The following is a 24,252-nucleotide window of genomic DNA, read 5'->3' as shown; positions in this document are numbered from 1 at the left end:
ACTTCGCGAATTGGACGTGCCTATTTCAAGCCGATCGCCGCCCATCTTAGCGCCTGGCACACGGCCGCTCGCGCGTTCGCTGGAACGGAGTCGCTTGCGGCTATCTGCTATGAGTGCTGGTGCACCGCCAGGCGTTCTAGCCAGCCAAGCCAGCCAAGCCAGCCGGCAAGCGCGCTAGTTGCTCTGCGGTACGCTGAAGCTGCCGCTGACCCGCCCGCTGCCGCTGTTCGTCACCGCGCCCGTGACCGACGACGAACCGTTCGCGCTGCCATCCACGCTGGACACGCCGCTCTTGAGGTCGATCACCAGGCGCCCGCCGTTAAGAGTATCGCTGCCCCGGTTGAGGCGCACGTTACCGGCCAGCGTGATGACCCGGCGATTGAAATCGTACACCGCGACCTGCCCCGATGCGCGCTCGTCGCCGCGGGTGACGGTGACGCCGCCGGTCGCCAGGATTCGCTGGATCTTCAGGCTGCCGGCATCGGTGTAGTTCACCTGTGTGCGCGCCGCCTTCAGCCGCAGCCCGGCCTGGGTGATGTCCACGTTGCCCGACAGCACCACGCGGTTCTGCCGGTCCTGCAGCTCGATCCGGTCGGCCGCGTAGTTCACCGGTGCGTTGGAGTTGTGCCCGGCGATCGCCTGCGCGCCTGCCTGAATGCCCGCCAGCGCGCATAACGTAAGGGTGAATGCGCCCATGCCCCAGCGGGCGGCGGTCTTTGCGTGAGTGTTCATTACGGCATCCTCAGCTTGCCCGGGACCATGTTCAGCCGTGCGTTACCATCGAGCGTCACGGTGCGCGCGTCGAGATCGGCGCGAAGGCTGTTGGCCGAAAACGTGCCTGCCGGGATCGCTCCCGATACCCCGCCGCTGCCGACCAGCGCCTTTTCCGGCAGATCGATCCGCACGCCGCGGGCGGTCATCCGGTATCCATCCGCAGCGGTCACTTCGACCCCGGCCGGCGCGGTGACGATCTCCTCGCTGATATCGTACTGGCCGGCGGAAGCGGTGACGCTGGCCGGCCCGTCGCGCAACAGGATGCGCGCGACGATGTCCTGCAGCCTGACGATCCCTTCGACGCTCGATTTCTGGACCGCCTCTCCCGCGGTGAGCGAGAACGGACGCCCCTGGGTGTCCGACCCGCGATACATCGCATTGTCGACCCGCAGGCGTTCGCCGATGATCGCGACTTTCGTCCGGTCGAGCAGGAAGCTGATCTCACCGCGCGGCGACAGCGGGGTCACGATCATCAGCGCCGCGATGACCCCGATGCCCATCGGCAGGATCTTGGCCAGCAACGACACCAGCCGATCATGCGATCCCCCGGGCGCGGCGAAGCGGCGGCGGGTGCCGCGGAGCGCCTTGGCCTGCTGGGTTTCGATGCGTTGCGGGGTGGCCATCGGGCAGCTCTAGCGCGCGTACATCAATCGTGGCTGAATATGTCGCGGTCGGGCCACCCGGCCAGGTCGAGCAGGGCGCGGGTCGGCAGGAAATCGAAGCACGCCTGCGCGATGTCCATCCGCCCTTCGCGTTCCAGCCGCACGCTCAAGACCTCGCGCAAGCGGTGCAGGAAGCGGACGTCGGACGCGGCATATTCGCGCTGCGCTTCGTTGAGGTCCGGCCCGCCCCAGTCCGACAGCTGCTGCGCCTTCGACAGGTCGGCGGCGAGCAGTTCGGACACCAGGTTCTTCAAGCCGTGACGATCGGTGTAGGTGCGCACCAGCTTGCTGGCGATCTTGGTGCAGAACACCGGCGCGGCCATGAACCCCAGATAATGATAGATCGCCGCCAGATCGAACCTGCCATAGTGATACAGCTTCAACCGGTTCGGATCGCCGAGCAGCGCCTTGAGGTTGGGCGCATCGTAGCGGCTGCCGGGATTGAAACGCACCAGGTGCTCGTCGCCATGCCCATCGCTCAATTGCACCACGCACAGCCGGTCGCGGTGCGTGATCAGGCCCATCGTCTCGGTATCGACGGCGATCGGGCCATCGGCGAACGGGAGCCCGGCGGGCAGGTCTTCTTCGTGGAAATGAACGGTCATGCGCCGCTGGCCTTAGGCTCATCGGGGATAGAGGGAAAGGGGCGCTGGCGGGGCGGGGCGCGGCGGCCTAGCGAGCGGCGCATGGGTGGTGAAACGATCCCCGACAGCTGGCGCGGCGTGCTGGAGCCGGCCATGACCGCGCCCGCAGCGCGCCAGCTGGCCGCGTTGCTGCGCGCCGAGGAGGCCGCGGGCAAGACCATCTACCCCCCGCGCGGTAGCCGGCTGCGGGCGCTGGAACTCACTCCGCTCGAATCGGTCCGCGTGGTCATCCTGGGGCAGGACCCGTATCACGGGCCCGGCCAGGCGACGGGGCTGTCGTTCGCGGTGCCCCCCGGCGCGGCGCTGCCGCCGAGCTTGGTCAACATCTACAAGGAACTGGAGAGCGATCTGGGCATCGTGCGGCCCGCGAATGGCGACCTGTCGGGCTGGGCGCGGCAGGGCGTGCTGCTGCTCAACGCCAGCCTGACGGTGGAGGACGGCCAGGCAGGCAGTCACGCGGGCCGGGGGTGGGACGCGCTGACCGATGCCTGCGTGGCGGCGGTGGCGGCGCGGGCCGAGCCGTCGGTGTTCATCCTGTGGGGCGCCCATGCCCAGGCCAAGGCCGCGCGCATCGCGGCGCTGCAGGGCGATACCCGGCACCTGGTGATCCGCAGTCCGCACCCTAGCCCGCTGTCCGCCTATCGCGGTTTCTTCGGATCGAGGCCGTTCAGCCAGACCAACGCGTTTCTTGCCGCGCACGGCCGCGGGACCATCGACTGGCGCGTCGCACCCCCGGACGCGACCGACCCCGCCTAGCTGGTGCAACCGTCCGGGGCCGGGGCGCCGGGAGACGACCAACGCCCGCTTGCAGGAATTCGCTTTGTCACCGGCGGAATGGAAGATAGCCGGGTTCCGGTCCTGCTTCGGAGTTGCTGCCCCAATGAACCGCCTCGCTGCCGCCTCGCTCGCCTTGCTGATCGCCGGTTGCACCGCCGCCGTTGCCGCGCCGGATAGCGCGCAAGCGCCCGCAACCGCTGCTGGCGCACAACGCGCCGCGTTCGACATGGGGCCGGCGTACCTGCCCGGACCGCTGCCGGCCGGCGATACGCTGGTCGGGGCGCCGCCCGCGGCCGGGAGCCAGGCGCTCCAACGTGACGAGGCGCTGAGCGCGGCCGGGCTGGCGCTGCAGGGTTCGGCGCGATTCAGGCTCGCCGCAGCCGATGCCGATCTGGGTCCGGGGGCGGTGCCGGGTGCATTCTCGTGCGCGGCAGGCGTGGCGATCTCCGACCGTGCGACCCCGGCGATCATGCACCTGCTGCGCCGGGCCACCGCCGACTTCGGCACCTCCACCAGCGGGGTGAAGGCGCTCTACAACCGCCCGCGCCCCTTCACCGTCAACAACCGGCCGACCTGCGTGGCGAACGACGAGGGGGCACTGCGCAACAACGGGTCGTACCCGTCCGGCCACAGCGCGATCGGCTATGGCGCGGGCCTGCTCCTCGCCTCGGTGTTCCCCGACAGGGCGGCGGCGCTCACGCGCCGCGGGATAGAGTTCGGGGAGAGCCGCCGGGTGTGCAACGTCCACTGGGACAGCGATGTCGCTGCCGGCCGTGACTTTGCAGCGGCAACATTTGCCCGGCTGCAGTCGGACCCGGCGTTCCGAGAGGACCTGGTCAAGGCACAGGCCGAAGCGCGGAACCTGATCAGCGCGGCCGCGCCTGGCGCACAGGCCTGCGCGGCCGAAGCCGCGGCGCTGACCGGCGGGCGGAATGAGGCGCCGGGCTCGTGATGAAGCCGATCCATGTTCTCGCTCTCGCGCTCATGGGCGCGCCGGCCGTGTCCCAGGATCGCGAACCCTCGCGGGAGCAGGATCAGATCGTGGTCGTCGGCGAACAGAACCAGCCGAAGAAGCAGCGCGAGGAAATCCAGGAGTTTGTCCGCGCGCTTTCCACCGAGGAGTGGGATAGCCCGATGACCCGCTTCGAAAAGGTCTGTCCGGGGGTCCGCGGTCTTTCCCCGGCTCAGAACACCGCGATCGTCGCGCGGATTCGCGCGGTCGCGGCCGCTGCCGGCATCGAGGTGGGGGACAAGGCCTGCCAGCCTAACCTCCGCATGGTCGTCGTCCCCGACAAGGACGAGATGCTTCAACTGCTCAAGAGCAAGCATCCGGTGCTGTTCCGGGACTACGACGGCCGGCCGGTGGAGATCGTCAAGGAAGACGGCCCCGCCACCGCCTGGCACGTCAGGGAAAGGCTCGATCGCCGGGGCAACACGCTGGAGCCCAGCGAAAGTGGTGTCACCTATGTCGACTTTGACGGCGCGTCACCGCGCGTGCTCGCCTTGTACCGCCCGGTGGCGATGGGCTCGATGATCCTGATCGAACAGAAGGGGCTGATCGGCCTCACCACCACGCAGATTGCCGACTATGCCGCGATGCGCGCCTTCACCACCATCTACCCTCACCGCCTGTCGCGCAGCAACGCGCCGACCATTCTGCGGGTCATGGATAGCCGGATCGGCGACGTCACCCCGCTCTCGCTGACGCAGTGGGACTTCGCCTTTCTGAAAAGCGCGTATTCCGTCCCGCCCTACAGCTATTCCAGCTCCCAGCGCAGTCGCATCCGCCGCGCCATCGACAAGGAGTTGAACGCGGACGGCAGCCGCAAGTAGCAGCCTGCGGCAGGGGCGCCGCGGCGGCAGATGACTGTCCCGCCGCTACTTACCGCGGCAGTTCGGTGAACCCCATCAGCGCCTCGTCCACCGCGCGGGCGGCCTGGCGGCCTTCGCGGATCGCCCACACGATCAGGCTCTGGCCCCGTCGCATGTCGCCGCAGGCGAACACCCCCGCCTCGCTGGTGGCGTAGCTGTCGGTATCGGCCGCGACGTTGCCGCGGCTGTCCCGCTCGGCTCCGACCTGTTCGAGCAGCCCGCCGCCACGCGGGCCGGTGAAGCCCATCGCCAGCAGGATCAGGTCAGCGGGAATGACGAATTCGCTGCCGGCGATTTCTTCCATCTGTCCGCCGCGCCATTCCACGCGCACGCATTCGAGGCCGGTGACCTCGCCGCCTTCGCCAATCACCCGCTTGGTCAAGACCGCGAAGTCGCGTTCCGCCCCTTCCTCGTGGCTGGTCGAGGTGCGCAGTTTAAGCGGCCAGTGCGGCCAGGTGAGCGCCTTGTCTTCCTTCTCCGGCGGACGGGGCATGATCTCGAGCTGGACAACGCTCGCCGCACCTTGGCGGTTGGACGTGCCGACGCAATCCGATCCGGTGTCGCCGCCGCCGATCACCACCACCCGCTTGCCTGTGGCGACGAGGCTGCCGCGCGGCGCGGCGCGCACTTCGTCGTCGCCGGCGTTGCGCTTGTTCTGCTGGGTCAGGAACTCCATCGCCAGCCGCACGCCGGATAGCTCCGCGCCGGGAATGGCGAGCTGGCGCGGTTCTTCCGCGCCGCCGGCCAGCACCACCGCGTCGAAATTCTCCTTCAGCGAAGCGAACGAGATGTCGACGCCGACCTCGGTCGAGGTGCGGAAGGTGACCCCTTCCGCCTCCATCTGCACCGCGCGCCGGTTGACGAGATGCTTCTCCATCTTGAAGTCGGGGATGCCGTAGCGGAGCAGCCCGCCGACCCGGTCGCTCTTTTCGAACACCGTCACCGAATGCCCGGCGCGGGCCAGCTGCTGCGCGCAGGCGAGCCCCGCCGGACCGCTACCGACGATGGCCACCCGCTTGCCGGTCTTGGCCGCCGGCGGTTCGGGCACGATCCATCCTTCACGCCAGCCACGGTCGGCGATGGCGCATTCGATGCTCTTGATAGTCACCGGCGCGTCGATAATGTTCAGCGTGCATGCGGCCTCGCATGGGGCGGGGCACACGCGGCCGGTGAATTCGGGGAAGTTGTTGGTGGAATGAAGGTTATCGAGCGCGTCCTTCCAGTCGCCCTCGTACACCAGGTGGTTCCAGTCGGGGATCAGGTTGTTCACCGGACAGCCCGAATGGCAGAACGGGATCCCGCAATCCATGCACCGCGCCGCCTGCAGCTTCAGCGCCGGCTCCGGGTGCGGGACGATGAACTCCTTGTAGTGGCGCACGCGTTCCCTGGGATCCGCATAGCCGCGGTCCTGGCGGTCGTGTTCGAGGAAGCCGGTGATCTTGCCCATTACTCCGCCGCCTCCATCGCCGCGTCTTCGCGTTCGGCCTCGAGCTGGCGCAGCGCGCGCGCGTAGTCCGTCGGCATGACTTTCACGAACCGGGGCAGGGCGGCTTCCCAGTCATCCAGGATCGCCGCCGCCCTGGCGCTGCCGGTGTGGAGCTGGTGCCGCTCCAGCAACACGCGCAGCCGCTCCGCATCGTGACGCAGCATGTCGCCCAGTCCCGCATCGTCGACGCTGCGCGCGCGTTGCAGCGGGCGGCCGGTGCCGTCGTCCTCGTCACGCTGGGCCGAAATCGGCGACAGCTCGACCTGCGCGATGTTGCACCCTTGCGCGAAGGTGCCGGCCTCGTCGTAGACATAGGCTACACCGCCGCTCATGCCGGCCGCGAAGTTGCGCCCGGTTGGCCCCAGCACCACGACCGCGCCGCCGGTCATGTATTCGCAGCCATGATCGCCGCAGCCTTCCGCCACCGCCACCGCGCCCGAATTGCGCACCGCGAAGCGTTCGCCGGCGACTCCGTTGAAGTACGCCTCGCCCGCGATCGCGCCGTAGAGCACGGTGTTGCCGACGATGATGTTCTGCCCCGGATCGCGCCCGGTGCCGTCCGGCTGGCGCACCACGATGCGGCCACCCGACAAACCCTTGCCGACATAATCGTTGGCGTCGCCGGTCAGCCGCAAGGTGATTCCGTGCGCGAGCCACGCGCCGAAGCTTTGCCCGGCGGTGCCGGTGAATTCGATCCGGATGGTTTCCGGCGGCAGGCCCGCGTGGCCGTAGACCCTCGCGACCTCGCCCGACAGCATCGCCCCGGTCGCCCGGTTGGCGTTGCGGATCGGGAGCTCCAGCCGGACCGCCTCCCGATTTTGAAGCGCTGGCGCGCACAGGTCGATCAGTTGCCTGTCGAGCACGTTGCCAATGCCATGGTCCTGCTCGCACGACTGGTACAGCGTGGCGCCCTGCGCCGGCGTGACCTGGTGCAGCAGGCGCGACAGATCGATGCCTTGCGCCTTCCAGTGGCGGGCGGCGCGGGTCATGTCGATCAGGTCGACCCGGCCGACCATTTCCTGGATTGTCCGGAAGCCCAGTTCCGCCATGAGCTCGCGCAGTTCTTCGGCGACGAAGAAGAAGTAGTTGATCACGTGCTCTGGCGTGCCGGTAAAGCGCTTGCGCAGCACCGGGTCCTGCGTGGCGACCCCGACTGGGCAGGTGTTGAGGTGGCACTTCCTCATCATGATGCAGCCCGCCGCGATGAGCGGCGCGGTGGCGAAGCCGAATTCGTCCGCCCCCAGCAGCGCGCCGATCGCGACGTCACGCCCGGTGCGCAAGCCCCCGTCGACCTGCACCGCGATCCGGGGACGCAGGTCATTCAGGATCAGCGTCTGCTGGGTTTCGGCAAGGCCGATCTCCCACGGGCTGCCGGCATGCGTCAGCGAGGTGAGCGGCGAGGCGCCGGTCCCGCCGTCGTAGCCTGAAATGGTGACATGGTCCGCCTTGCACTTGGCGACGCCCGCCGCGACGGTGCCGACGCCGACCTCGCTCACCAACTTGACCGAAATGCGCGCCGCCTGGTTCACGTTTTTCAGGTCGTGGATCAGCTGCGCGAGATCCTCGATCGAGTAGATGTCGTGGTGCGGCGGGGGCGAGATCAGGCCGACGCCAGGGGTGGCGTGACGCACCGCGCCGATCACCTTGTCGACCTTGTGCCCCGGCAGCTGGCCGCCCTCGCCGGGCTTGGCGCCCTGCGCCATCTTGATCTGGATATCGTCCGAATTGACCAGGTATTCGGCGGTCACGCCGAACCGGCCGGACGCGACCTGCTTGATCTTCGAACGCATCGTGTCGCCATTGGCGAGCGGGCGGAAGCGGTCGGCCTCCTCGCCGCCTTCGCCGGTGTTGGAGCGGCCGCCGATGCGGTTCATCGCCACCGCCAGTGTGGTGTGCGCTTCCCTGGAGATCGAGCCGAAGCTCATCGCCCCGGTGGCGAAGCGCTTGACGATCTCGGTCGCCGGCTCGACCTGGTCCAGCGAAATCGGGGGCCCGACCGGCTTCAGCTCCATCAGCCCGCGGATCGTCAGCAGTCGTTCCGACTGTTCGTTGATCGCGCGCGCGAATTCGCGATAGCGGTCCTGGCTGTTGCCGCGCACCGCGTGCTGCAGGTCAGCAACAGTGGACGGGGTCCACGCGTGCTCCTCGCCCCGCAGGCGGAACTGGTAGATCCCGCCGACGTCCAGCATGTGCTCGTGGATCGGGCTCTTGCCATAGGCGAGGCCGTGGCGGCGCACCGCTTCCTCGGCCACTTCGGTTAGGCCGACGCCTTCGATGGTGGTCGCGGTGCCGGTGAAGTACTTGTCGACGAAGGCGCTGCTGAGTCCAACCGCGTCGAAGATCTGCGCCCCGCAATAAGATTGGTAAGTCGAGATGCCCATCTTGGACATGACCTTGAGGATGCCCTTGCCGATCGCCTTGACGTAGTTCTTGGCGACCTCGGCGGGCTGCAGGTGCGGCAGGCGGGTGGCGCGGATGTCTTCCAGCGTCTCGAGCGCGACGTAAGGGTTGATCGCCTCGGCGCCATAACCCGCCAGCACGCAGAAGTGGTGCACCTCGCGCGCTTCGCCGGTTTCGACCACCAGCCCGGTCTGCATCCGCAAACCCTGGCGGACAAGGTGATGATGCACCGCCGCCGTCGCGAGCAGGGCCGGGATGGGGATGCGGTCTTCGCTCTGCGCGCGGTCGCTCAGCACCAGGATGTTGTGATCCTGCAGTACCGCTTCGGTGGCGGCCCAGCACATTTCCTTGAGCGCGAGTTCCAGCCCTTCCGGCCCGGTCGCGGCATCCCAGCAGATGTCAATCGTCTCGCACCGGAACGCGCCATCGAGCGCGGCCTCGACCGATCGGATCTTAGCGAGGTCGATGTTGGTCAGGATCGGCTGGCCCACCTCCAGCCGCTTGTGCGTGCCGGCGTCTCTGCCAAGCAGGTTGGGGCGCGGGCCGACCATGCTGGTCAGGCTCATCACCAGTTCTTCGCGGATCGGGTCGATCGGCGGGTTGGTGACCTGCGCGAAGTTCTGCTTGAAGTAATCGAACAGCAGGCGCGGGCGCGCGCTCAGCACCGCGATCGGGGTGTCGGTGCCCATCGATCCGATCGGATCGTCCCCGGCTTGCGCCATCGGCTCGAGGAACTTGGCGATGTCTTCCTGCGTGTAGCCGAACGCCTGCTGGCGCTCCAGCAGGTCGGTCGCGGGTTCGGGCACCGCGGACAGCTCCGGCTCGATATGGTCGAGGTCTTCCAGCTTGTACTGCGCGGCGTCGAGCCACTTGGCGTAGGGCTGCGCGGCGGCGAGTTCGGCCTTGAGCTCGGCATCCTCGATAATGCGGCCCTGGTCCAGGTCGACCAGCAGCATCTTGCCCGGCTGCAGCCGCCATTTGCGGACGATGTCCTCTTCAGCGAACGGCAAGACGCCGCTCTCGCTGGCAAGGCAGATGAGGTCGTCCTTGGTCACGCAATAACGCGACGGGCGCAGGCCATTGCGGTCGAGCGTGGCGCCGATCTGGCGACCGTCGGTGAAGCACACCGCCGCCGGCCCGTCCCAAGGTTCCATCAGCGCGGCGTGATATTCGTAGAATGCGCGGCGGCCGGCATCCATCTGCGGATCCTTGGCCCACGCCTCCGGGATCAGCATCATCATCGCGTGGGCGAGCGGATAGCCGCCCAGCAGCAGCAGTTCGAGCGCGTTGTCGAGGCTGGCGGTGTCCGATTGGCCATGCGGGATGATCGGCCACATCTTGTCGAGATCGGCGCCGATCAGCGGCGATTCCATCGTCCGCCGGCGGGCGTTCATCCAGTTCACGTTGCCGCGCACGGTGTTGATCTCGCCGTTGTGCGCCACGAAGCGGAACGGGTGGGCGAGGCGCCAGCTGGGGAAGGTGTTGGTCGAGAAGCGCTGGTGCACGAGGCCGAGCGCCGAAACGCAATCGGGGTCGCGCAGGTCGTTGTAGAAGCTGCCGACCTGCGTCGCCAGCAGCAGCCCCTTGTAGACGATCGTGCGGCTGGAGAAGCTGGGGATGTAAAGCTCGGTCAGCCCCGGGATGCCGAGCTTTTCCTCCTGCTTGCGCAACGGGTTCTGCGCCTGCTTGCGGATGACGATCAGCTTGCGCTCGAACGCGTCCTGGTCGGCGCAGCTCGGACCGCGCGCGATCACGCACTGGCGCATCACCGGCATCCGCTCGATCACCGTCTTGCCGAGCCCGTCGAGCGTGGTCGGCACGTCGCGCCAGCCGACCAGCAGCTGGCCTTCCTTGGCAATGAACTTTTCCAGTTGTTCGGTGACGTGCGCCCGCGCGGCTTCACCCTGCGGCATCATGCACTGCGCGATCGCGTATTCGCCGGGGGGCGGCAGGTGGAGGCCGTTGTCGCCGGCCCACTTGCGGAACAACGGATCGGGAATTTGAATCAGGATGCCCGCCCCGTCGCCCAGCAGCGGGTCCGCGCCGACCGCGCCGCGGTGGTCGAGATTGGCAAGGATTTCGAGCGCGGAACAGACGATCGCGTGGCTCTTGACGCCCTTGATGTGCGCCAGCAGCCCGACGCCGCACGCATCGTGCTCGTTGCGCGGATCGTACAACCCCTGGCGCGGCGGCAAATGCATCGCTCGTTCGCAATCCCGTGTGCGGCCGACGCGTCTGTTCGAACGCTTCGGCAACGAAGCGCGATTCACCCTGCTACCGGACGCAGCAAAACTATCGCGAAACCCGGCATTGAAGAAACGGATGCTGTTTCGCAACCGCCCGGTGGATTGAGCCGGCTAAAGCGAGGCTTTCGCCAACGGGTGCAGCGTCAGGCGGCGCCGCTCAGTCGCTGAAGCTTTTCCAGCGCCTCGCGCAGGGCGCGCTCGGTCTCGCCGGGGTCGCGCGTGGCGGGACCGCCCGGCTGTCCGAACGACACCCGGCCGACCGCCGCCTGGGCGCGCTGCAGCGGCGCATCGAACGGGCGGCCCGCAGCTGTCAGGGGCGCCGGCGTCAGTTCGTGCACGGTCTGCCCCGGGAACATCACCACCGGTTCTATGCCGTCGTCGTCCGCCGCCGCTTCGTCTTCGATCCGGACCGGCTCTCGCGGGAGGCCGAACGGGCTCTTCATCGCCAGCAGCGAGGTGTAGCCGGCGTCGGCGGCGTCCTCGATTTCGTCCATTTCGTCGCTTTCGTCGTGCGCTTCGGCAATCGCCGCGAAGGCATCGCCGCGTCCGCGTGACAGGGCTGCGGTAAGGTCGAGATCGGGAAGGTCGTCCTCCTCGTCCTGCTCGTCGAAGCCGAATGGCTGCAGCGCCGCCGGAATCGCAAACGGCTGGTGCGGCAGGTTGGCGGTATCGCGGTCAGAGACCGGGACAGTGTCCGCCTCTCCTTGCGCCGGCAGTAGCACAGGCGCCGGTGCGTCCGCGGCGACGACAGCCTTGTGACGCTCCAGTGCCTGGGCGAATCGTTCGACCAGTTCGACCACGCCGAGTTCGGCGAGGGGGCGGTCCCCGACCGGGACGGCATGGGCCGGAACGGCGTTAACCGAAGCGGCGGTAGGCGCGGGCTCGGCCCGACGCTCTTCGGTCCGTTCCCGGCTAAGGAATGCGGGGCGCTCGTCGTCCGGTTCTGCCGCCGTTTCCGGCGCCAGCGGTTGGAACAGATGTCCGGCCGCCGGGGGAGGAGCGCTCAACGTCGCCGTCCCGAATGGTCCCGTTTTTGCCACCTCAGGGCCCTCCGATTCGGGCTCGGCCGGCGGCTCGTCGAAGGCGATCAGGTCAAGCGGTTCGGGTGATGCGTGGGGATCCTGTCCCGGCAAGGGCGCGAACGACAGGAAATCGCTGCGCGCGCTTTCCTCTGCGACCGCCAGCGAGCGGCGGCGCGGACGGGGCGCGTCGCGCGGCGTCTCGAGTTCCTCGTCCAGGCCGCCTTCGCCCAGTTCCTCGTGGGCCGAGATCGGGCGCTTGGCGGACATTTCGCCCGGTTCCGGTTCGGCGCGCAGCGCCGCGGCGCGGCGGGTGGCCGTGTGCGGGGCATGAGCGGCGGCGATGCGGCGCGCGACGAACAGGCCCGCAAGCGCGCCCGCGATCGCTGCGCTTAGCGCAACGACGATCGGCGCGGTCGCGCCCAGTGGCGGCTGCGCGCTGGCATAGACGCCCGCCAGGCCGCTGGAGACGGCAAACCGTTCGAACAGGTCGATCGGCAGGACCATGCTGCCGATGCCGAACAGGGCAGCAAACCACAGTCCGACGATGACCGGGAAGGCCGGGTGCGCGCTGACCGGCGGCTGGGTGGCCGGCTTGCGCTTGGGCGTGTCGCTCACAGTAAAACCCCGTTTCGGTGAGAGCCGGATGCCCGCAGCGTTCAGGCGGCGGCGGACAGCTCCCGGTTAGGGGCCCGGCCTAACAGGTGGTGGTAAACGTCCTGATAACGACGAATGTTGCTCGCCCAGTCGTGGCGGGACGCGACATGCGCCTGCGCCCGCTCGCGCATCGCGGCCCATTCGGCGCGGGCATCGACCAGATCGGCGAGCGATTCGCCGCACGCCATCGGATCATTGGGAGCGAACAGCATCCCCGTCACGCCGTCAGCGATCAGTTCGCGGTGCCCGCCGACATCGCTCGCGGCGACGACGCGGCCCTGCGCCATCGCTTCCAGCGGCTTCAGCGGGGTGACCAGCTCGGTCAGCCGGCTCGCCTTGCGCGGATAGGCCAGCACGTCGATAAGCGAATAGTATCGCTCCACCTCGTCATGCGGCACGCGGCCGGTGAAATGGATGCCGGGGGTTCCCGCGGCTTGCCGGCGGAGGTCCGCTTCCATTGGACCGCCGCCGACCAGCATCAGCGCCGCTTGCGGGTGACGCGCGCGCAGAAACGGCATGGCGGCGATGAGATCGTCCAGCCCCTCGTAATCGTAGAAGCTGCCGATGAAGCCGATCACCGGACCACCGGAGTCCGCGGCGCTGAGGCCGAGCTGGTCCGCCAGCGCATCGTCGCGCGGAGGCGGATTGCCGAACAGGGCGAAATCGACGCCGTTGGGTGATAGGCCGATCTTGCCGGCGCGGTGTCCACGGGCGACCAGATCGTCGCGCAGGCCGTGGCAGATGGTGAACACCGCGTCCGCCTCGCTCACCGCGCGGTCCTCCAGCGCGCGGGTCAGGCGGTACTTCACCGAACCTTCGCGCCCCGTGCCGTTGCCGACCGCGGCGTCCTCCCAGAAGGCGCGGATTTCGTACACCACCGGAATGCCGAGCGCGCGGCCGGCGCGGATCGCGGCATGGCCGCACAGCGCAGGCGAGTGGGCGTGCAGCACATCGGGACGCCATTCCGCGGCGAGTTTCTCGATTTCCGCCGCGAGCCGGGCGATCTCACGCCATTCGCGGATACCCGGCGCGCCTGAGACAGCGCCAGGGGTGCGATGGAACAGCAACCCGTCGGCGACTTCCGCCACCGGGCCCCCGCCACAGTTCTCAGGCGAATCGTGCCGCACGCCGGTGATCCCCCGCACCTCCAGCCCGCTGGCCGCCTGCGCGGTCATGATCGCGCGGGTGCGGAAGGTATAGCCGCTGTGGAGCGGCAGCGAATGGTCGAGGACATGCAACACGCGGGTCATGGCCCTGGGTTTCGCACGATACACTTAACGGCGCGTCAACCGCGTGGTGCTAGCGCGGGCCAGCGATGATCGACCTGTTCTCCCTCGCGCTCGCCCATGGGCTGCTGCTGCTGATGGCGCTGCGGCTGATGAGCCGCGACGATCTCGACCGTGACCCGCCGGGCGGACAGCCATGACCGACCTAGCCCTGCTGGGCTTCATCGCTGCGTTCCTGGCGCTTGGCCTGCGCCGGCCGTTCCTGTGGGTGCTGACCTATATCTACATCGACACGCTGGCGCCGCAGGACATCGGCTGGCGGTTCGTGTCCGCGCTGCCGGTGTCGCTCATCGCATTCTGCGCCGCGTTCGGCGGCTGGCTGCTGGTCGATTCCAAGCGCGGCGCGCGGTTCTCGTTCCGGCAGGGGCTGATGCTGGTGCTGCTGGTGTGGTGCGCGATCACCACCGCCAACGCCGATTTCCCGGTGGAGGCGGCGCACAAGTGGGAATGGGTGTGGAAGGCGCTGGTGTTCGCGATCTTCGTGCCGCTGACCCTGACCACCCGCCTGCGGTTCGAGGCGGTGGTGCTGACTATGGTGCTGACCGCCGGCGCGATCGTGATCAACGGCGGGATCAAGACGGCGACGGGCGGCGGCGGCTACGGGCAGCTGTACCTGTTCGTGCAGAACAACACCGGGATGTACGAAAGCTCCACCCTCGCGACGGTGGCGATCGCGCTCATCCCGCTGATTCTGTGGGCGATGAAGCACGGCACGGTGTTCCCGCGCGACTGGCGGGTGAAGCTGTTCGGCTACGCGCTGATCTTTTCCTGCGTGCTGATCCCGGTGGGGACCGAGGCGCGCACGGGTCTGCTGTGCCTTGGCGTTCTGGGCGTGCTGATGCTGCGCGATGTGAAACGGCGCTTCCTTTACGTGGGCGGGGCGGTGCTGCTGGGACTGATGGCGCTGCCATTCCTGCCGCAAAGCTACTTCGAACGCATGTCCACGCTGGAGACGCATGAGGAGGACACTTCTGCCTCCACCCGCGTGGCGGTGTGGCAGTGGACCATCGATTACGCCAACAGCCATCCGATGGGCGGGGGCTTCGATGCCTATCGCGGCAATTCGTTCACCTATAAGCTGCCGCAGCGCACCGGCGACGGCAATTCCAGCGCGGTCGAGTATATCGATCACACCGATAACGCGCGCGCATATCATTCGGCGCTGTTCGAGATGCTGGGCGAACAGGGCTGGCCGGGGCTGGGCCTGTGGCTGTGGATCCACTTGCTGGGCCTGTGGCAGATGGAGCGTATCCGCCGGCGCTGGCGCAAGCGCGATGGCGCGGCCGAGCAATGGCAGGCGCCGCTGGCGGGAGCGCTGCAGTTCGCGCAAGTCATCTACCTAGTGGGATCGCTGTTCCAGGGGATCGCGTACCAGCCGTTCATTCTGACCCTGCTTGGCGTGCAGTGCGCGCTGTGGAGCTGGTGCCGGCTGGCCGATTCGCCGGGCCACAGGCGATCGCGCCGGGCGACCGCTTCGCGTGCCGTAACGGCAGAGGCCGCGCCGTTGCACTAGGCGTTTCCTTGCGCCATGAAGCCGCTCCATACCGCGGTTTCAAACTCAAGGGAGAGGCGCATGACCCCGCAGGAAGTACAGGCCCAGGTCGGCCAGAACGTCGGCACCAGCGAATGGGTCCAGATGAGCCAGGAGCGGATCAACCTGTTCGCCGAGGCGACGGGCGATCACCAGTTCATCCACCTCGACGAGGAAAAGGCCAAGCTGACCCCATTCGGCGGCACCATCGCGCACGGGTTCCTGACGCTGTCGATGATCCCCTACCTCAGCGCCCATTCCGACCTGCCGAAGGTCGACGGCGTGAAAATGGGCGTGAACTATGGCGGCAACAAAACCCGCTTCATCAGCCCCGTCCGCAGCGGCAAGCGCATCCGCGGTCACTGGAAGCTGATCGAGCTCGAAGAAAAGCGCCCCGGCCAGTGGCAGCAGACTCACGAGATCACCATCGAGATCGAAGGCGAGGACAAGCCCGCCCTGATCACCGAATGGATCATGCAGTTCTTCGTCTGATCGCTCTTCCCCAGGGCAGGACCAACTATGCAAACGACAGGATTTGACCATGCGTGACGCCGTTATCGTCTCCACCGCCCGCACCCCGATCGGGCGTGCCTACAAGGGCGCGTTCAACAACACCCTGGGGCCGACGCTCGGCGCCTTGTCGCTGAAGCCCGCGATCGAGCGAGCCGGGATCGACCCGGGCGAGATCGACGACGTGCTGTGGGGCGCCGCGCTCCAGCAAGGCACGCAAGGCGGCAACCTTGCCCGCCAGGTCGCGCTGCGCGCCGGGTGCCCGGTGACCGTGTCGGGCATGACGATGGATCGCCAGTGCTCCAGCGGCCTGATGAGCATCGCGACTGCCGCCAAGCAGGTGATCGTCGACCGGATGGACATCGTCGCCGCCGGCGGACAGGATTCGATCAGCCTGGTCCAGACCAAGGACATGCGGGTGCAGCCCGATCCGTCGCTGATGGCGATGCACAAGTCGATCTACATGCCGATGCTGCAGACCGCCGAAACGGTCGCCGCGCGCTATGGCATCGGCCGCGACCGGCAGGACGCCTATGGCCTGCAGAGCCAGCAGCGCACCGCCGCCGCGCAGGCCGCCGGCATCTTCGATGACGAGATCGTCGAAGTGACCACCACCATGAAGGTGCAGGACAAGGCGACCGGCGAAGTCTCCGACCGCGAGATCACCTTGAAGAAGGACGAAGGTAACCGTCCCGAGACCACGCTGGAGGGACTGCAGGGCCTCAAGACCGTCATCGAAGGCGGCACCATCACCGCCGGTAACGCCAGCCAGCTGTCGGACGGTTCGGCCGCCGTCATCGTGATGGAAGCCGGGGTCGCCGCGGCGCGCGGCCTCACCCCGATGGCCCGCTATGTCGGCATGGCGGTCGCGGGCACCGAGCCGGACGAGATGGGCATCGGCCCCGTGTTCGCGATCCCCAAGCTGCTCGGCCGTTTCGGCCTGTCGGTCGACGACATCGGCGTGTGGGAGCTGAACGAGGCATTCGCGGTGCAGGTGCTGTACTGCCAGGACGTGCTCGGCATCCCGGACGACAAGCTCAACGTCAACGGCGGCTCGATCTCGATCGGGCACCCCTATGGCATGACCGGCGCGCGCTGCGTCGGCCACGCGATCCGCGAAGGCAAGCGCCGGGGCGAGAAGTACGTCGTCGTCACCATGTGCGTCGGCGGCGGCATGGGTGCCGCCGGCCTGTTCGAAGTGCTCTGATGGTGGGCCTACCGCTTCGCTACTTGAGGCCGGTTTAACGTGCGGCTGCGCGCCCCGCGGATCACTCCGCTCGATCCCGCTACGCTGACGCCGGAACAGGCTGCGGCGCTGGCACCGGTGACCCGCGAGGGCGCGCGCCCGCTCAATATCTTTCTGACCTTCGCCCGGGCGCCCGAGGCGCTGACGCGGTTCTTGCAATGGGGGAACTACATCCTCAGCCGCCGGAACGCGCTCGATCCCCGGCGGCGCGAGATCGCGATCCTGCGCACCGGGTGGAACTGCCGGTCGGGTTACGAATTCGCCCAGCACGAGCGGATCGGGCTCGCCTCGGGCATGAGCGAAGCCGACGTGGCGGGCACCATGGAGGGTCCGCACGCGGCGTGCTGGGACGATCTCGACAGCGCGATCGTGACCGCCTGCGACGAACTGGTGCAGGATCACTTCATCTCCGGCGCGACCTGGGCCGCGCTGGAGCCGCTGGGGGACAAGGGCCGCATGGACCTGGTGTTTACCGTGGGCCAGTACACCCAGGTGTCGATGATGCTGAACAGCTTCGGCGTGCAGCTGGAAGACGAAAGCGAACTCAACCCCGAACTCGACGAGCGGTGAGGAAGCGGGCGTGACCGGACGGCTGGCGGGCAAGACCGCGGTGGTCGTCGGCGCAGGCCAGCAGCCTGGCGAGACGATGGGTAACGGCCGGGCGATCGCGCTGACCCTGGCGCGCGAAGGCGCCGAATTGCTGTGCGTCGATCGCGACCATGCGCGGGCCGAAGCGACGGTCGCTGAAATAACCGACGCCGGCGGGACCGCTTTCGCTTTTGCCGCCGATATCGTCACCGAAGCGGACGCGATCGTATCGGCCGCGCTCGAACGCTGGGGCCGGATCGACATCTGCGTCGACAACGTCGGGATCGGCCATCGCGCTGACGGGCCGGCCCACGCGCATGACGACGATGCGTTCGAAACGGTGTTCGCGGTCAATTTCACCGGCGCGCGCAAGCTGGTAAAAGCGGTCCTCGGCCCGATGCGCGAGGCGGGCAGCGGGTCGATCGTGCTGGTAAGCTCGCTCGCCTCGGTCGCCGGGGCCAACATGGTGGCCTATGAGATCTCCAAGGCCGCGCTCAACCGGCTGGCCATCGCCACCGCGCTCGGCTCGGCCAAGCGCGGGGTGCGCTGCAACGCGGTTCTGCCCGGCCTGATCGATACGCCGATGGGAGTCGGCGGAACGGCGGCGCGCGACGGACGCGATCTGGCCGCCCAGCGCGCCGCGCGCGATGCGATGGTTCCGCTCAAGGGTGGAATGGGCAGCGCGTGGGATGTCGCCAACGCGGTCCTGTTCCTCGCCAGCGACGAGGCCCGCTTCGTCACCGGCGTGCTGCTGCCGGTCGACGGCGGGCAGGGCGCGCGCATCGGCTGATTGCGCGCCACCTCCGGCAGGCGCATGGTGCGCCGGGAGGAGAGCGTATGGGCATCGTCGAAGTTCTGGGCCTTGCCGGCAGCGTCAGCCTGCTGGCCGGTTGGCGGCTATACCTGGCGGTGTTCGCGACCGGGCTCGCGATGCGGCTCGGCGCGCTGCCGTTGCCCGATCATCTCCAGGCGCTCGATGCGCTCGCCAACCCGTGGGTGATGGGCGTCGCGGCGGTCGCGGCGCTGGTCGAATTCTTCGCTGACAAAGTCATGTGGCTCGATAGCGCGTGGGACGCGGTGCACACGGTGGTGCGGCCGGTCGGCGGCGCGATGCTGGCGCTCGCCATCGTCGATCCGGGCGATCCGGCGATGCAGGCGATCGCGTTCCTGCTCGGCGGCGGGGCGGCGTTCGCCGCGCACGGCGGCAAGGCCGGGGCGCGGGCGGTGGTCAACGCCAGCCCCGAACCATTCAGCAACATGGTCGTCTCGACGGCCGAGGACGTGGCGAGCGCGGGCCTGCTGTGGCTCGCCTATGCGCACCCGTATGTGGCGGGCGGCATCGCGCTGGTGCTCCTGGCCCTCACCGCCTGGCTGCTGCTGATCGCGCGGCGGATGCTGCGGCGGCTGCTGGGCCGCCGCAGGTCCGAACCGCTGCCACCGGGCGGCTAGGCCGCCGCGGCCATCCCCGGCTTAAGGACGATCTTGGTGTAGGTGTCCTGCTCGTCGTGGAACTTCTGATAGCCTTCCGGCCCCGCTTCCAGCGGCATCCGGTGGCTGATCAGGAAGGTGGTGTCGATCTTGTCCTCGACGATCGCGGCGTACAGCGGCTCGGTGTATTTCTGGACGTGAGTCTGGCCGGTCTTCACCGTCAGGCCCTTTTCCATCATCGCGCCGATCGGGAACTTGTCGAGGAACCCGCCATAGACGCCGGGGATCGACACGTTGCCGCCCTTGCGGGTGGCCATGATGATCTGGCGGATCACATGGCCGCGATCGGTGCCGAGGAAAGTCGACACCTTGATCTGATCGAGGACATTGTCGAGGTACAGCCCGTGCGCCTCCAGCCCCACGCAGTCGATCGACGCGTCAGGGCCCACCCCGCCGGTCATGTCCTGCAGCGCTTCGTACACCTTGGAATGTTCGAAATTGATCGTCTCCGCGCCGAACTTGGCGGCAAGCTCCAGCCGGGCGGGGAAGTGATCGATCGCGATCACGCGCTTGGCGCCCATCAGGAAGGCCGACTGGACCGCGAATAGCCCGACCGGGCCGCAGCCCCACACCGCGACCGTATCGCCCGGCTCGATGTCGCAGTTTTCCGCCGCCATCCAGCCGGTTGGCAGAATGTCGGTCATGAACAGCACCTTGTCATCGTCGATGCTGTCGTCGGGGATCACGAACGGGCCGACATCGCTATAGGGGACGCGGACGTATTCCGCCTGGCCGCCCGAATAGCCGCCGGTCATGTGGCTGTAGCCGAAGATGCCCGCCATCGGCTGGCCCAGCTGCTCGCGCCCGATGTCCTGCTTGTCGGCCGGGTTGCTGTTGTCGCAGCAGGAGAACTGCTGTTTCTTGCAATGGAAGCACTGCCCGCACGAGATCGGGAACGGCACGATCACGCGCTGCCCTTTCTTGAGCGTGCTCTTGGCGCCGATCTCCACCACTTCGCCCATGAACTCGTGCCCCAGGATGTCGCCCGGCATCATCTGCGGAACGTAGCCATCATAGAGGTGCAGGTCGGAGCCGCAGATCGCGGTCGAGGTGATGCGGATGATCGCATCGCGCGGGTTGAGGATTTCGGGATCGTCGACGGTATCGCAGCGGACGTCATGCTTGCCGTGCCAGGTGATCGCTTTCATGCCTGGTTCTCCTGGTAGACGGGGGTGGTGGGCTGGCGGGTGATGGTCTGGTTTTCGTCACGCTCCTCGCGCTCGCGCTGGTTGCGCGCCGAGGTGGTGATCTCGCCCGTTTCCATTAGTTGCTTGAAGCGGTGCAGGTCGCGCCGCGACTGGATGCGCGGTTCGCGCTGGAACAGCTTGGCGACTAACTGGCCGACCACGCCGGCGGGCGGGTCGTAGGCGATGGTCGCGCGCACCACGGTGCCGCGTTCGCCCGCATCCTCGAACCGCACGCGGCCTGAATTGTCGATGTCGCCGCCGTCTTCCGACTGCCAGGTCAGCTCGCGGTCGGTCAGATCGTTGGTGATCGCCGCGACCCAGCTCACTTCCTTGCCGCCCGGTGCCTTGACCGTCCAGCGATAGCGCTTGTCGTCGACCTTCTCGATCCAGACGACGTTCTCCATCACCCCGGCCAGGTTTTCCTGCTGGCGCCAGAATTGATAAAGCTCGCTGGGCGGGCGGTTGATGGTAACCGCCTCCTCCACCAGCGCGTGGTCGGACTTCAGGTCCTTGGAATAGGCGATCGGCGCGTCGTCAGCCGGAACGGATGGGTCGGGCAAGGGAGCGGTCCTCGGGTTGCGAAAGGTACGCCCGGCCAATCCCCCGTCGCGGGGTTAAGTTCCTGCTTTGACTTGGGTTAGGCGACCGCTTTCAGGCCGACCCGCCCGTGCGCTGCGACGAACGCTTCGACCACCGGCGCGATCTTGTCGCGCCAGCGGCTGCCATTGAAGATGCCGTAGTGGCCGGCACCTTCAGCGAGGAAGTAACGCTTCTTCTCGGCGGCCAGCCCGGTTGCGAGATCCAGCGCCGCCCTGGTTTGGCCGAGGCCGGAAATATCGTCGCGCTCACCCTCCACCGCCAGCAGGGCGGTGTCGCGGATTGCGCCCAGGTCGACCGGCTCCCCGCGGTGCATGAACGTGCCGTTGGGCAAGGAATGCTTCTGGAACACTTCCTCGACCGTCTGGAGGTAGAACTCGGCGGTCATGTCGCACACGCTGCGGTATTCGTCGTAGAACGCCTTCGTCGGATCGGCACTGGCGTCGTCACCGGCGGTGAGATGCTTGAACATCTCGTAATGGCTCATCAGATGATTGCCGAGGTTCATGCTCATGAACCCGGCAAGCTGCAGGAACCCCGGATAAACCTGCCGGCCGTGCCCGCGGTACTGCCCCGGAACGGTCGCGATCACCGACTGCCGGAACCACTCGATCGGGCGCTCCATCGCCAGGTCGTTGACCGTGGTGGGGGAGCAGCGAGTGTCGATCGGCCCGCCCATCATCGTCAAAGTAGCCGGACGCGCCGGGTGGCGGCCGGCGTTCATCACCGCGGTCGCGGCCAGCGCGGGAACCGATGGCTGGCACACCGCGATAACGTGCGTATTCGGACCGATAAAGGCGAGGAAGTCGATCAGGTAATCGATGTAATCGTCGAGGTCGAACCGGCCCGCTGCCGCCGGCACGTCGCGCGCATCGGCCCAGTCGGTGATGAACACCTCGGCATTCTCGACCATCCGTTCGACCGTGCCGCGCAGCAGCGTGGCGTAGTGGCCGCTCATCGGTGCGACGATCAACACCGTGGGCGCATCGGCAGGGAGGCCGTCGCGCGTGAACCGGCGCAAGTCCCCGAATGGCTTGTTGTAGACGATCGCCTCGGTCACCGGGTGCGCGGTTCCGCCGATCGTGACATGGTCGATCTCGAACGCCGGCTTGCCGCGCGACTGGGTGGCGTGCGCGAACACTTCCAGCGCGCTGGCGGCGCTGGGCGCCATGCCGAGGTACGCCGCGGGATAGCTGGGATTGCTCATCAATTCGGCGCCGATCGAGGCCCAGGCGCTTGCTCCGTTGAGCCAGGCGCGCTGCATTTCATAAGCGTGGTAGAGCAATCATATTCCCCTGCTAGGCCCCGCTTTCGAGTGCCGGGTAGGGCATCGTGACGCGGTTTGGGTTCTTGTGCAACGCACAAACCGGGGCCGGGGTCCGTCGTGCGGTGGATTTCGCTTGCCACCGGGTTTAAGGGCGCGGCGATGGACGACAGCGAGCAAGCTTCGGGCGAGGCACCGCAGGCCGGGGACGGGCAGGGGCGGCGCGGCATGCTGCGCCGCAAGCCCCGCGACCCGCAGGCCGCGCGCAGCGTCCGCCCGCTGCTGATGATCTGGCGCCAGGCGCTGCAGTATCCTGGCCGGGTGGTGCTTGCGCTGATCGCGCTGACGATCACCGCCGGTGCCACGCTGGCGATCCCGTCGGGGTTCAAGCTGATCATCGACCGCGGCTTTTCCGCTGGCGGCGATCCCGCCGACATCGCCCGCTGGTTCCGCTACCTGTTCGTGATCGTCGGTGTGCTGGCATTCGGCACCGCGATGCGGTTCTATTTCGTCAGCTGGCTCGGGGAGCGGGTGGTCGCCGATATCCGCGGCAAGGTGCAGGACAACCTGCTGCGCCTGGCGCCCGGCTTTTACGAAGAGAACAGCCCGAAGGAAATTTCCAGCCGGATGACCAGCGACACCACGCTGATCGAACAGGTCGTCGGCACCACCGTCTCGGTCGCGTTGCGCAACCTGCTGATGGGCATCGGCGGCACGGCGTACCTGTTCTACCTGGTTCCGCAGCTGACGATGTGGATGGTGCTGGTGATCCCCGCCGTGGTCATCCCGATCGCGGTGTTCGGGCGGCGCCTGCGCAACGTGTCGCGCACCAGCCAGGACCGGGTGGCCGATATCGGCGCGATGACCTCCGAAGTGCTCGGCGCGATGAAGATCGTCCAGGCGTTCAACCAGGAGGGGCGGGAGCGCGACCGGTTCCACGCCGCGGTAGAAAGCAGCTTCAACACCGCGCGGCGGCGGATCATGATCCGCGCGGCGATGACCGCGCTCATCATCCTGATCGTGTTCGGCGCGATCGTGCTGCTGATGTGGCGCGGCGCGGTCGGGGTGGCGAGCGGGGCGATTTCGGGCGGGACCATCGCCGCGGTGGTGATCACCGCCGGTCTGGTCGCGGGCGCGCTCGGCGCGCTGACCGAGGTCTACGGCGACCTGCTGCGCGGCGCGGGCGCGGCGAGCCGGCTGGCGGAGCTGCTGGAAGAACAGCCGACCATCGCGCCGCCCGCCCGGCCCGAGGCCTTGCCCCAGCCGCCGCGCGGTTCGCTGTCGTTCCGCAACGTCAGTTTCCGTTATCCCACGCGGCTCGACAGCCCGGCGCTCAAGGATTTCACGCTGGAAGTGCAGCCGGGGGAGACGGTCGCGATCGTCGGCCCGTCGGGCGCGGGCAAGAGCACGATCTTCCAGCTGGTCGAACGGTTCTACGATCCGCAGGCCGGCACCATCCGGCTGGACGGGGTGCCGCTGACCAGCGCCGACCCGGCCGAGATCCGCAAGCGGATCGCCTTCGTGCCGCAGGAAGGCGTCCTGTTCAGCGCCAACGCGCGCGACAACCTGCGCTATGGCAACTGGGAGGCGAGCGACGACGACATCTGGGAAGCCGCCCGCGCCGCCAATGCCGAGGCGTTCCTGCGCGCCCTGCCGCAAGGGCTCGACACCTTCCTGGGGGAGAACGGCACCCAGCTGTCCGGTGGCCAGCGCCAGCGCGTCGCCATCGCGCGGGCGATCCTGCGGGCCGCACCCATCCTGCTGCTGGACGAGGCCACCAGCGCGCTCGACGCCGAGAGCGAGCGGCTGGTGCAGGACGCGCTCGACCGGCTGATGCAGGATCGCACCACGCTGGTGATCGCGCACCGCCTCGCCACCGTGCGCGCGGCGGACCGGATCGTGGTGATGGACGATGGCCGCATCGTCGAACAGGGCAGCCACGGGGTGCTGGCCGAAAGCGGCGGGCTGTATGCGCGCCTCGCCCGGCTGCAGTTCGGCGGGGCGGAGGCGGCGTAGAC

The 24,252-nt window shown here is 68.0% G+C and carries 20 protein-coding genes; 10 read left to right on the top strand and 10 right to left on the bottom strand.

Going from position 1 to position 24,252, the window contains the following annotated elements; translation table 11 throughout:
- Positions 1-174 precede the first annotated feature (174 nt).
- From C0V74_RS07920 to C0V74_RS07910, 3 genes are read right to left on the bottom strand one after another with little or no spacing between them, the layout of a single operon-like run.
- Positions 175-732 (bottom strand): LptA/OstA family protein, encoded by a 558-nt coding sequence (locus C0V74_RS07920; protein WP_131622985.1) that lies wholly within the window; start codon positions 730-732, stop codon positions 175-177.
- Positions 732-1,397: an LPS export ABC transporter periplasmic protein LptC gene (locus C0V74_RS07915; protein ID WP_143251307.1), complete on the bottom strand. Its 666-nt coding sequence runs from the start codon at positions 1,395-1,397 to the stop codon at positions 732-734. Before C0V74_RS07915 ends, C0V74_RS07920 begins: the two co-directional genes overlap by 1 nt.
- A 23-nt stretch (positions 1,398-1,420) precedes the next feature.
- Complete coding sequence (locus C0V74_RS07910) at positions 1,421-2,041, bottom strand: ribonuclease D (protein ID WP_131622982.1); 621 nt, start codon at positions 2,039-2,041, stop codon at positions 1,421-1,423.
- Between the two features lie 81 nt (positions 2,042-2,122).
- On the opposite strand from C0V74_RS07910, the gene ung reads away from it, so the two are divergent.
- The 3 genes from ung (at position 2,123) to C0V74_RS07895 (ending at position 4,690) form a co-directional block, all read left to right on the top strand.
- Entirely contained in the window at positions 2,123-2,836 is a 714-nt protein-coding gene (gene ung / locus C0V74_RS07905) for a uracil-DNA glycosylase (RefSeq protein ID WP_143251306.1), read from the top strand.
- A 124-nt stretch (positions 2,837-2,960) separates the two neighbouring features.
- On the top strand, positions 2,961-3,809 hold the full coding sequence (locus tag C0V74_RS07900) for a phosphatase PAP2 family protein (protein WP_143251305.1): 849 nt from the start codon (positions 2,961-2,963) through the stop codon (positions 3,807-3,809).
- Entirely contained in the window at positions 3,809-4,690 is an 882-nt protein-coding gene (locus C0V74_RS07895) for a hypothetical protein (protein ID WP_143251304.1), read from the top strand. The genes C0V74_RS07900 and C0V74_RS07895 overlap by 1 nt, the downstream gene beginning before the upstream one ends.
- A 49-nt stretch (positions 4,691-4,739) precedes the next feature.
- Here the strand turns inward: C0V74_RS07895 and C0V74_RS07890 are convergent, their stop codons facing one another.
- From C0V74_RS07890 to C0V74_RS07875, 4 genes are all read right to left on the bottom strand, one after another.
- Entirely contained in the window at positions 4,740-6,176 is a 1,437-nt protein-coding gene (locus C0V74_RS07890; RefSeq protein WP_143251303.1) for a glutamate synthase subunit beta, read from the bottom strand.
- Entirely contained in the window at positions 6,176-10,816 is a 4,641-nt protein-coding gene (gene gltB, locus C0V74_RS07885) for a glutamate synthase large subunit (RefSeq protein WP_143251302.1), read from the bottom strand. The genes C0V74_RS07890 and gltB overlap by 1 nt, the downstream gene beginning before the upstream one ends.
- Positions 10,817-11,004: 188 nt before the next feature.
- Complete coding sequence (locus C0V74_RS07880; protein ID WP_143251301.1) at positions 11,005-12,498, bottom strand: hypothetical protein; 1,494 nt, start codon at positions 12,496-12,498, stop codon at positions 11,005-11,007.
- Between the two features lie 41 nt (positions 12,499-12,539).
- Positions 12,540-13,787, bottom strand: coding sequence for a TIGR04063 family PEP-CTERM/XrtA system glycosyltransferase (locus C0V74_RS07875; protein WP_143251300.1), 1,248 nt, complete (start codon positions 13,785-13,787; stop codon positions 12,540-12,542).
- Between the two features lie 172 nt (positions 13,788-13,959).
- Between C0V74_RS07875 and C0V74_RS07870 the strand changes: the two genes are divergently transcribed.
- Genes C0V74_RS07870 through C0V74_RS07845 form a run of 6 tightly spaced genes read left to right on the top strand, consistent with a single transcriptional unit; the run spans position 13,960 to position 19,147 of the window.
- Positions 13,960-15,336, top strand: a complete 1,377-nt coding sequence (locus tag C0V74_RS07870) for a putative O-glycosylation ligase, exosortase A system-associated (protein WP_131622966.1) — start codon at positions 13,960-13,962, stop codon at positions 15,334-15,336.
- Between the two features lie 60 nt (positions 15,337-15,396).
- Entirely contained in the window at positions 15,397-15,846 is a 450-nt protein-coding gene (locus C0V74_RS07865) for a MaoC family dehydratase (RefSeq protein ID WP_143251299.1), read from the top strand.
- A gap of 49 nt (positions 15,847-15,895) precedes the next feature.
- Complete coding sequence (locus tag C0V74_RS07860; RefSeq protein ID WP_143251298.1) at positions 15,896-17,071, top strand: acetyl-CoA C-acyltransferase; 1,176 nt, start codon at positions 15,896-15,898, stop codon at positions 17,069-17,071.
- A 39-nt stretch (positions 17,072-17,110) separates the two neighbouring features.
- A complete protein-coding gene (locus C0V74_RS07855; RefSeq protein WP_143251297.1) occupies positions 17,111-17,680 on the top strand; it encodes a carboxymuconolactone decarboxylase family protein in 570 nt (189 codons plus the stop codon).
- 10 nt (positions 17,681-17,690) lie between these two features.
- A complete protein-coding gene (locus tag C0V74_RS07850; protein WP_143251296.1) occupies positions 17,691-18,488 on the top strand; it encodes an SDR family NAD(P)-dependent oxidoreductase in 798 nt (265 codons plus the stop codon).
- Positions 18,489-18,535: 47 nt separating this feature from the next.
- Positions 18,536-19,147 (top strand): DUF4126 domain-containing protein, encoded by a 612-nt coding sequence (locus C0V74_RS07845; RefSeq protein ID WP_131622957.1) that lies wholly within the window; start codon positions 18,536-18,538, stop codon positions 19,145-19,147.
- Here the strand turns inward: C0V74_RS07845 and C0V74_RS07840 are convergent.
- The 3 genes from C0V74_RS07840 to phaZ all read right to left on the bottom strand — a co-directional run bounded on the left by C0V74_RS07840 (position 19,144) and on the right by phaZ (position 22,255).
- Entirely contained in the window at positions 19,144-20,334 is a 1,191-nt protein-coding gene (locus C0V74_RS07840; RefSeq protein WP_143251295.1) for a zinc-dependent alcohol dehydrogenase, read from the bottom strand. The genes C0V74_RS07845 and C0V74_RS07840 overlap by 4 nt on opposite strands.
- Positions 20,331-20,933 carry an SRPBCC family protein gene (locus C0V74_RS07835; protein WP_143251294.1) on the bottom strand — a complete coding sequence of 201 codons (603 nt, stop codon included), beginning with the start codon at positions 20,931-20,933 and terminating at the stop codon, positions 20,331-20,333. The genes C0V74_RS07840 and C0V74_RS07835 overlap by 4 nt, the downstream gene beginning before the upstream one ends.
- A 77-nt stretch (positions 20,934-21,010) precedes the next feature.
- Entirely contained in the window at positions 21,011-22,255 is a 1,245-nt protein-coding gene (gene phaZ / locus C0V74_RS07830; protein WP_143251293.1) for a polyhydroxyalkanoate depolymerase, read from the bottom strand.
- A gap of 207 nt (positions 22,256-22,462) precedes the next feature.
- Between phaZ and C0V74_RS07825 the strand changes: the two genes are divergently transcribed.
- Positions 22,463-24,250: an ABC transporter transmembrane domain-containing protein gene (locus C0V74_RS07825; protein ID WP_210413475.1), complete on the top strand. Its 1,788-nt coding sequence runs from the start codon at positions 22,463-22,465 to the stop codon at positions 24,248-24,250.
- Positions 24,251-24,252 lie beyond the last annotated feature (2 nt).

Origin of the sequence: Altererythrobacter sp. TH136 (assembly GCF_007065885.1) — a bacterium.
GTDB lineage: Bacteria > Pseudomonadota > Alphaproteobacteria > Sphingomonadales > Sphingomonadaceae > Tsuneonella.
Note: the sequence above shows the minus strand (reverse complement) of the source record. Positions and strands in the feature narration are given on the sequence as shown.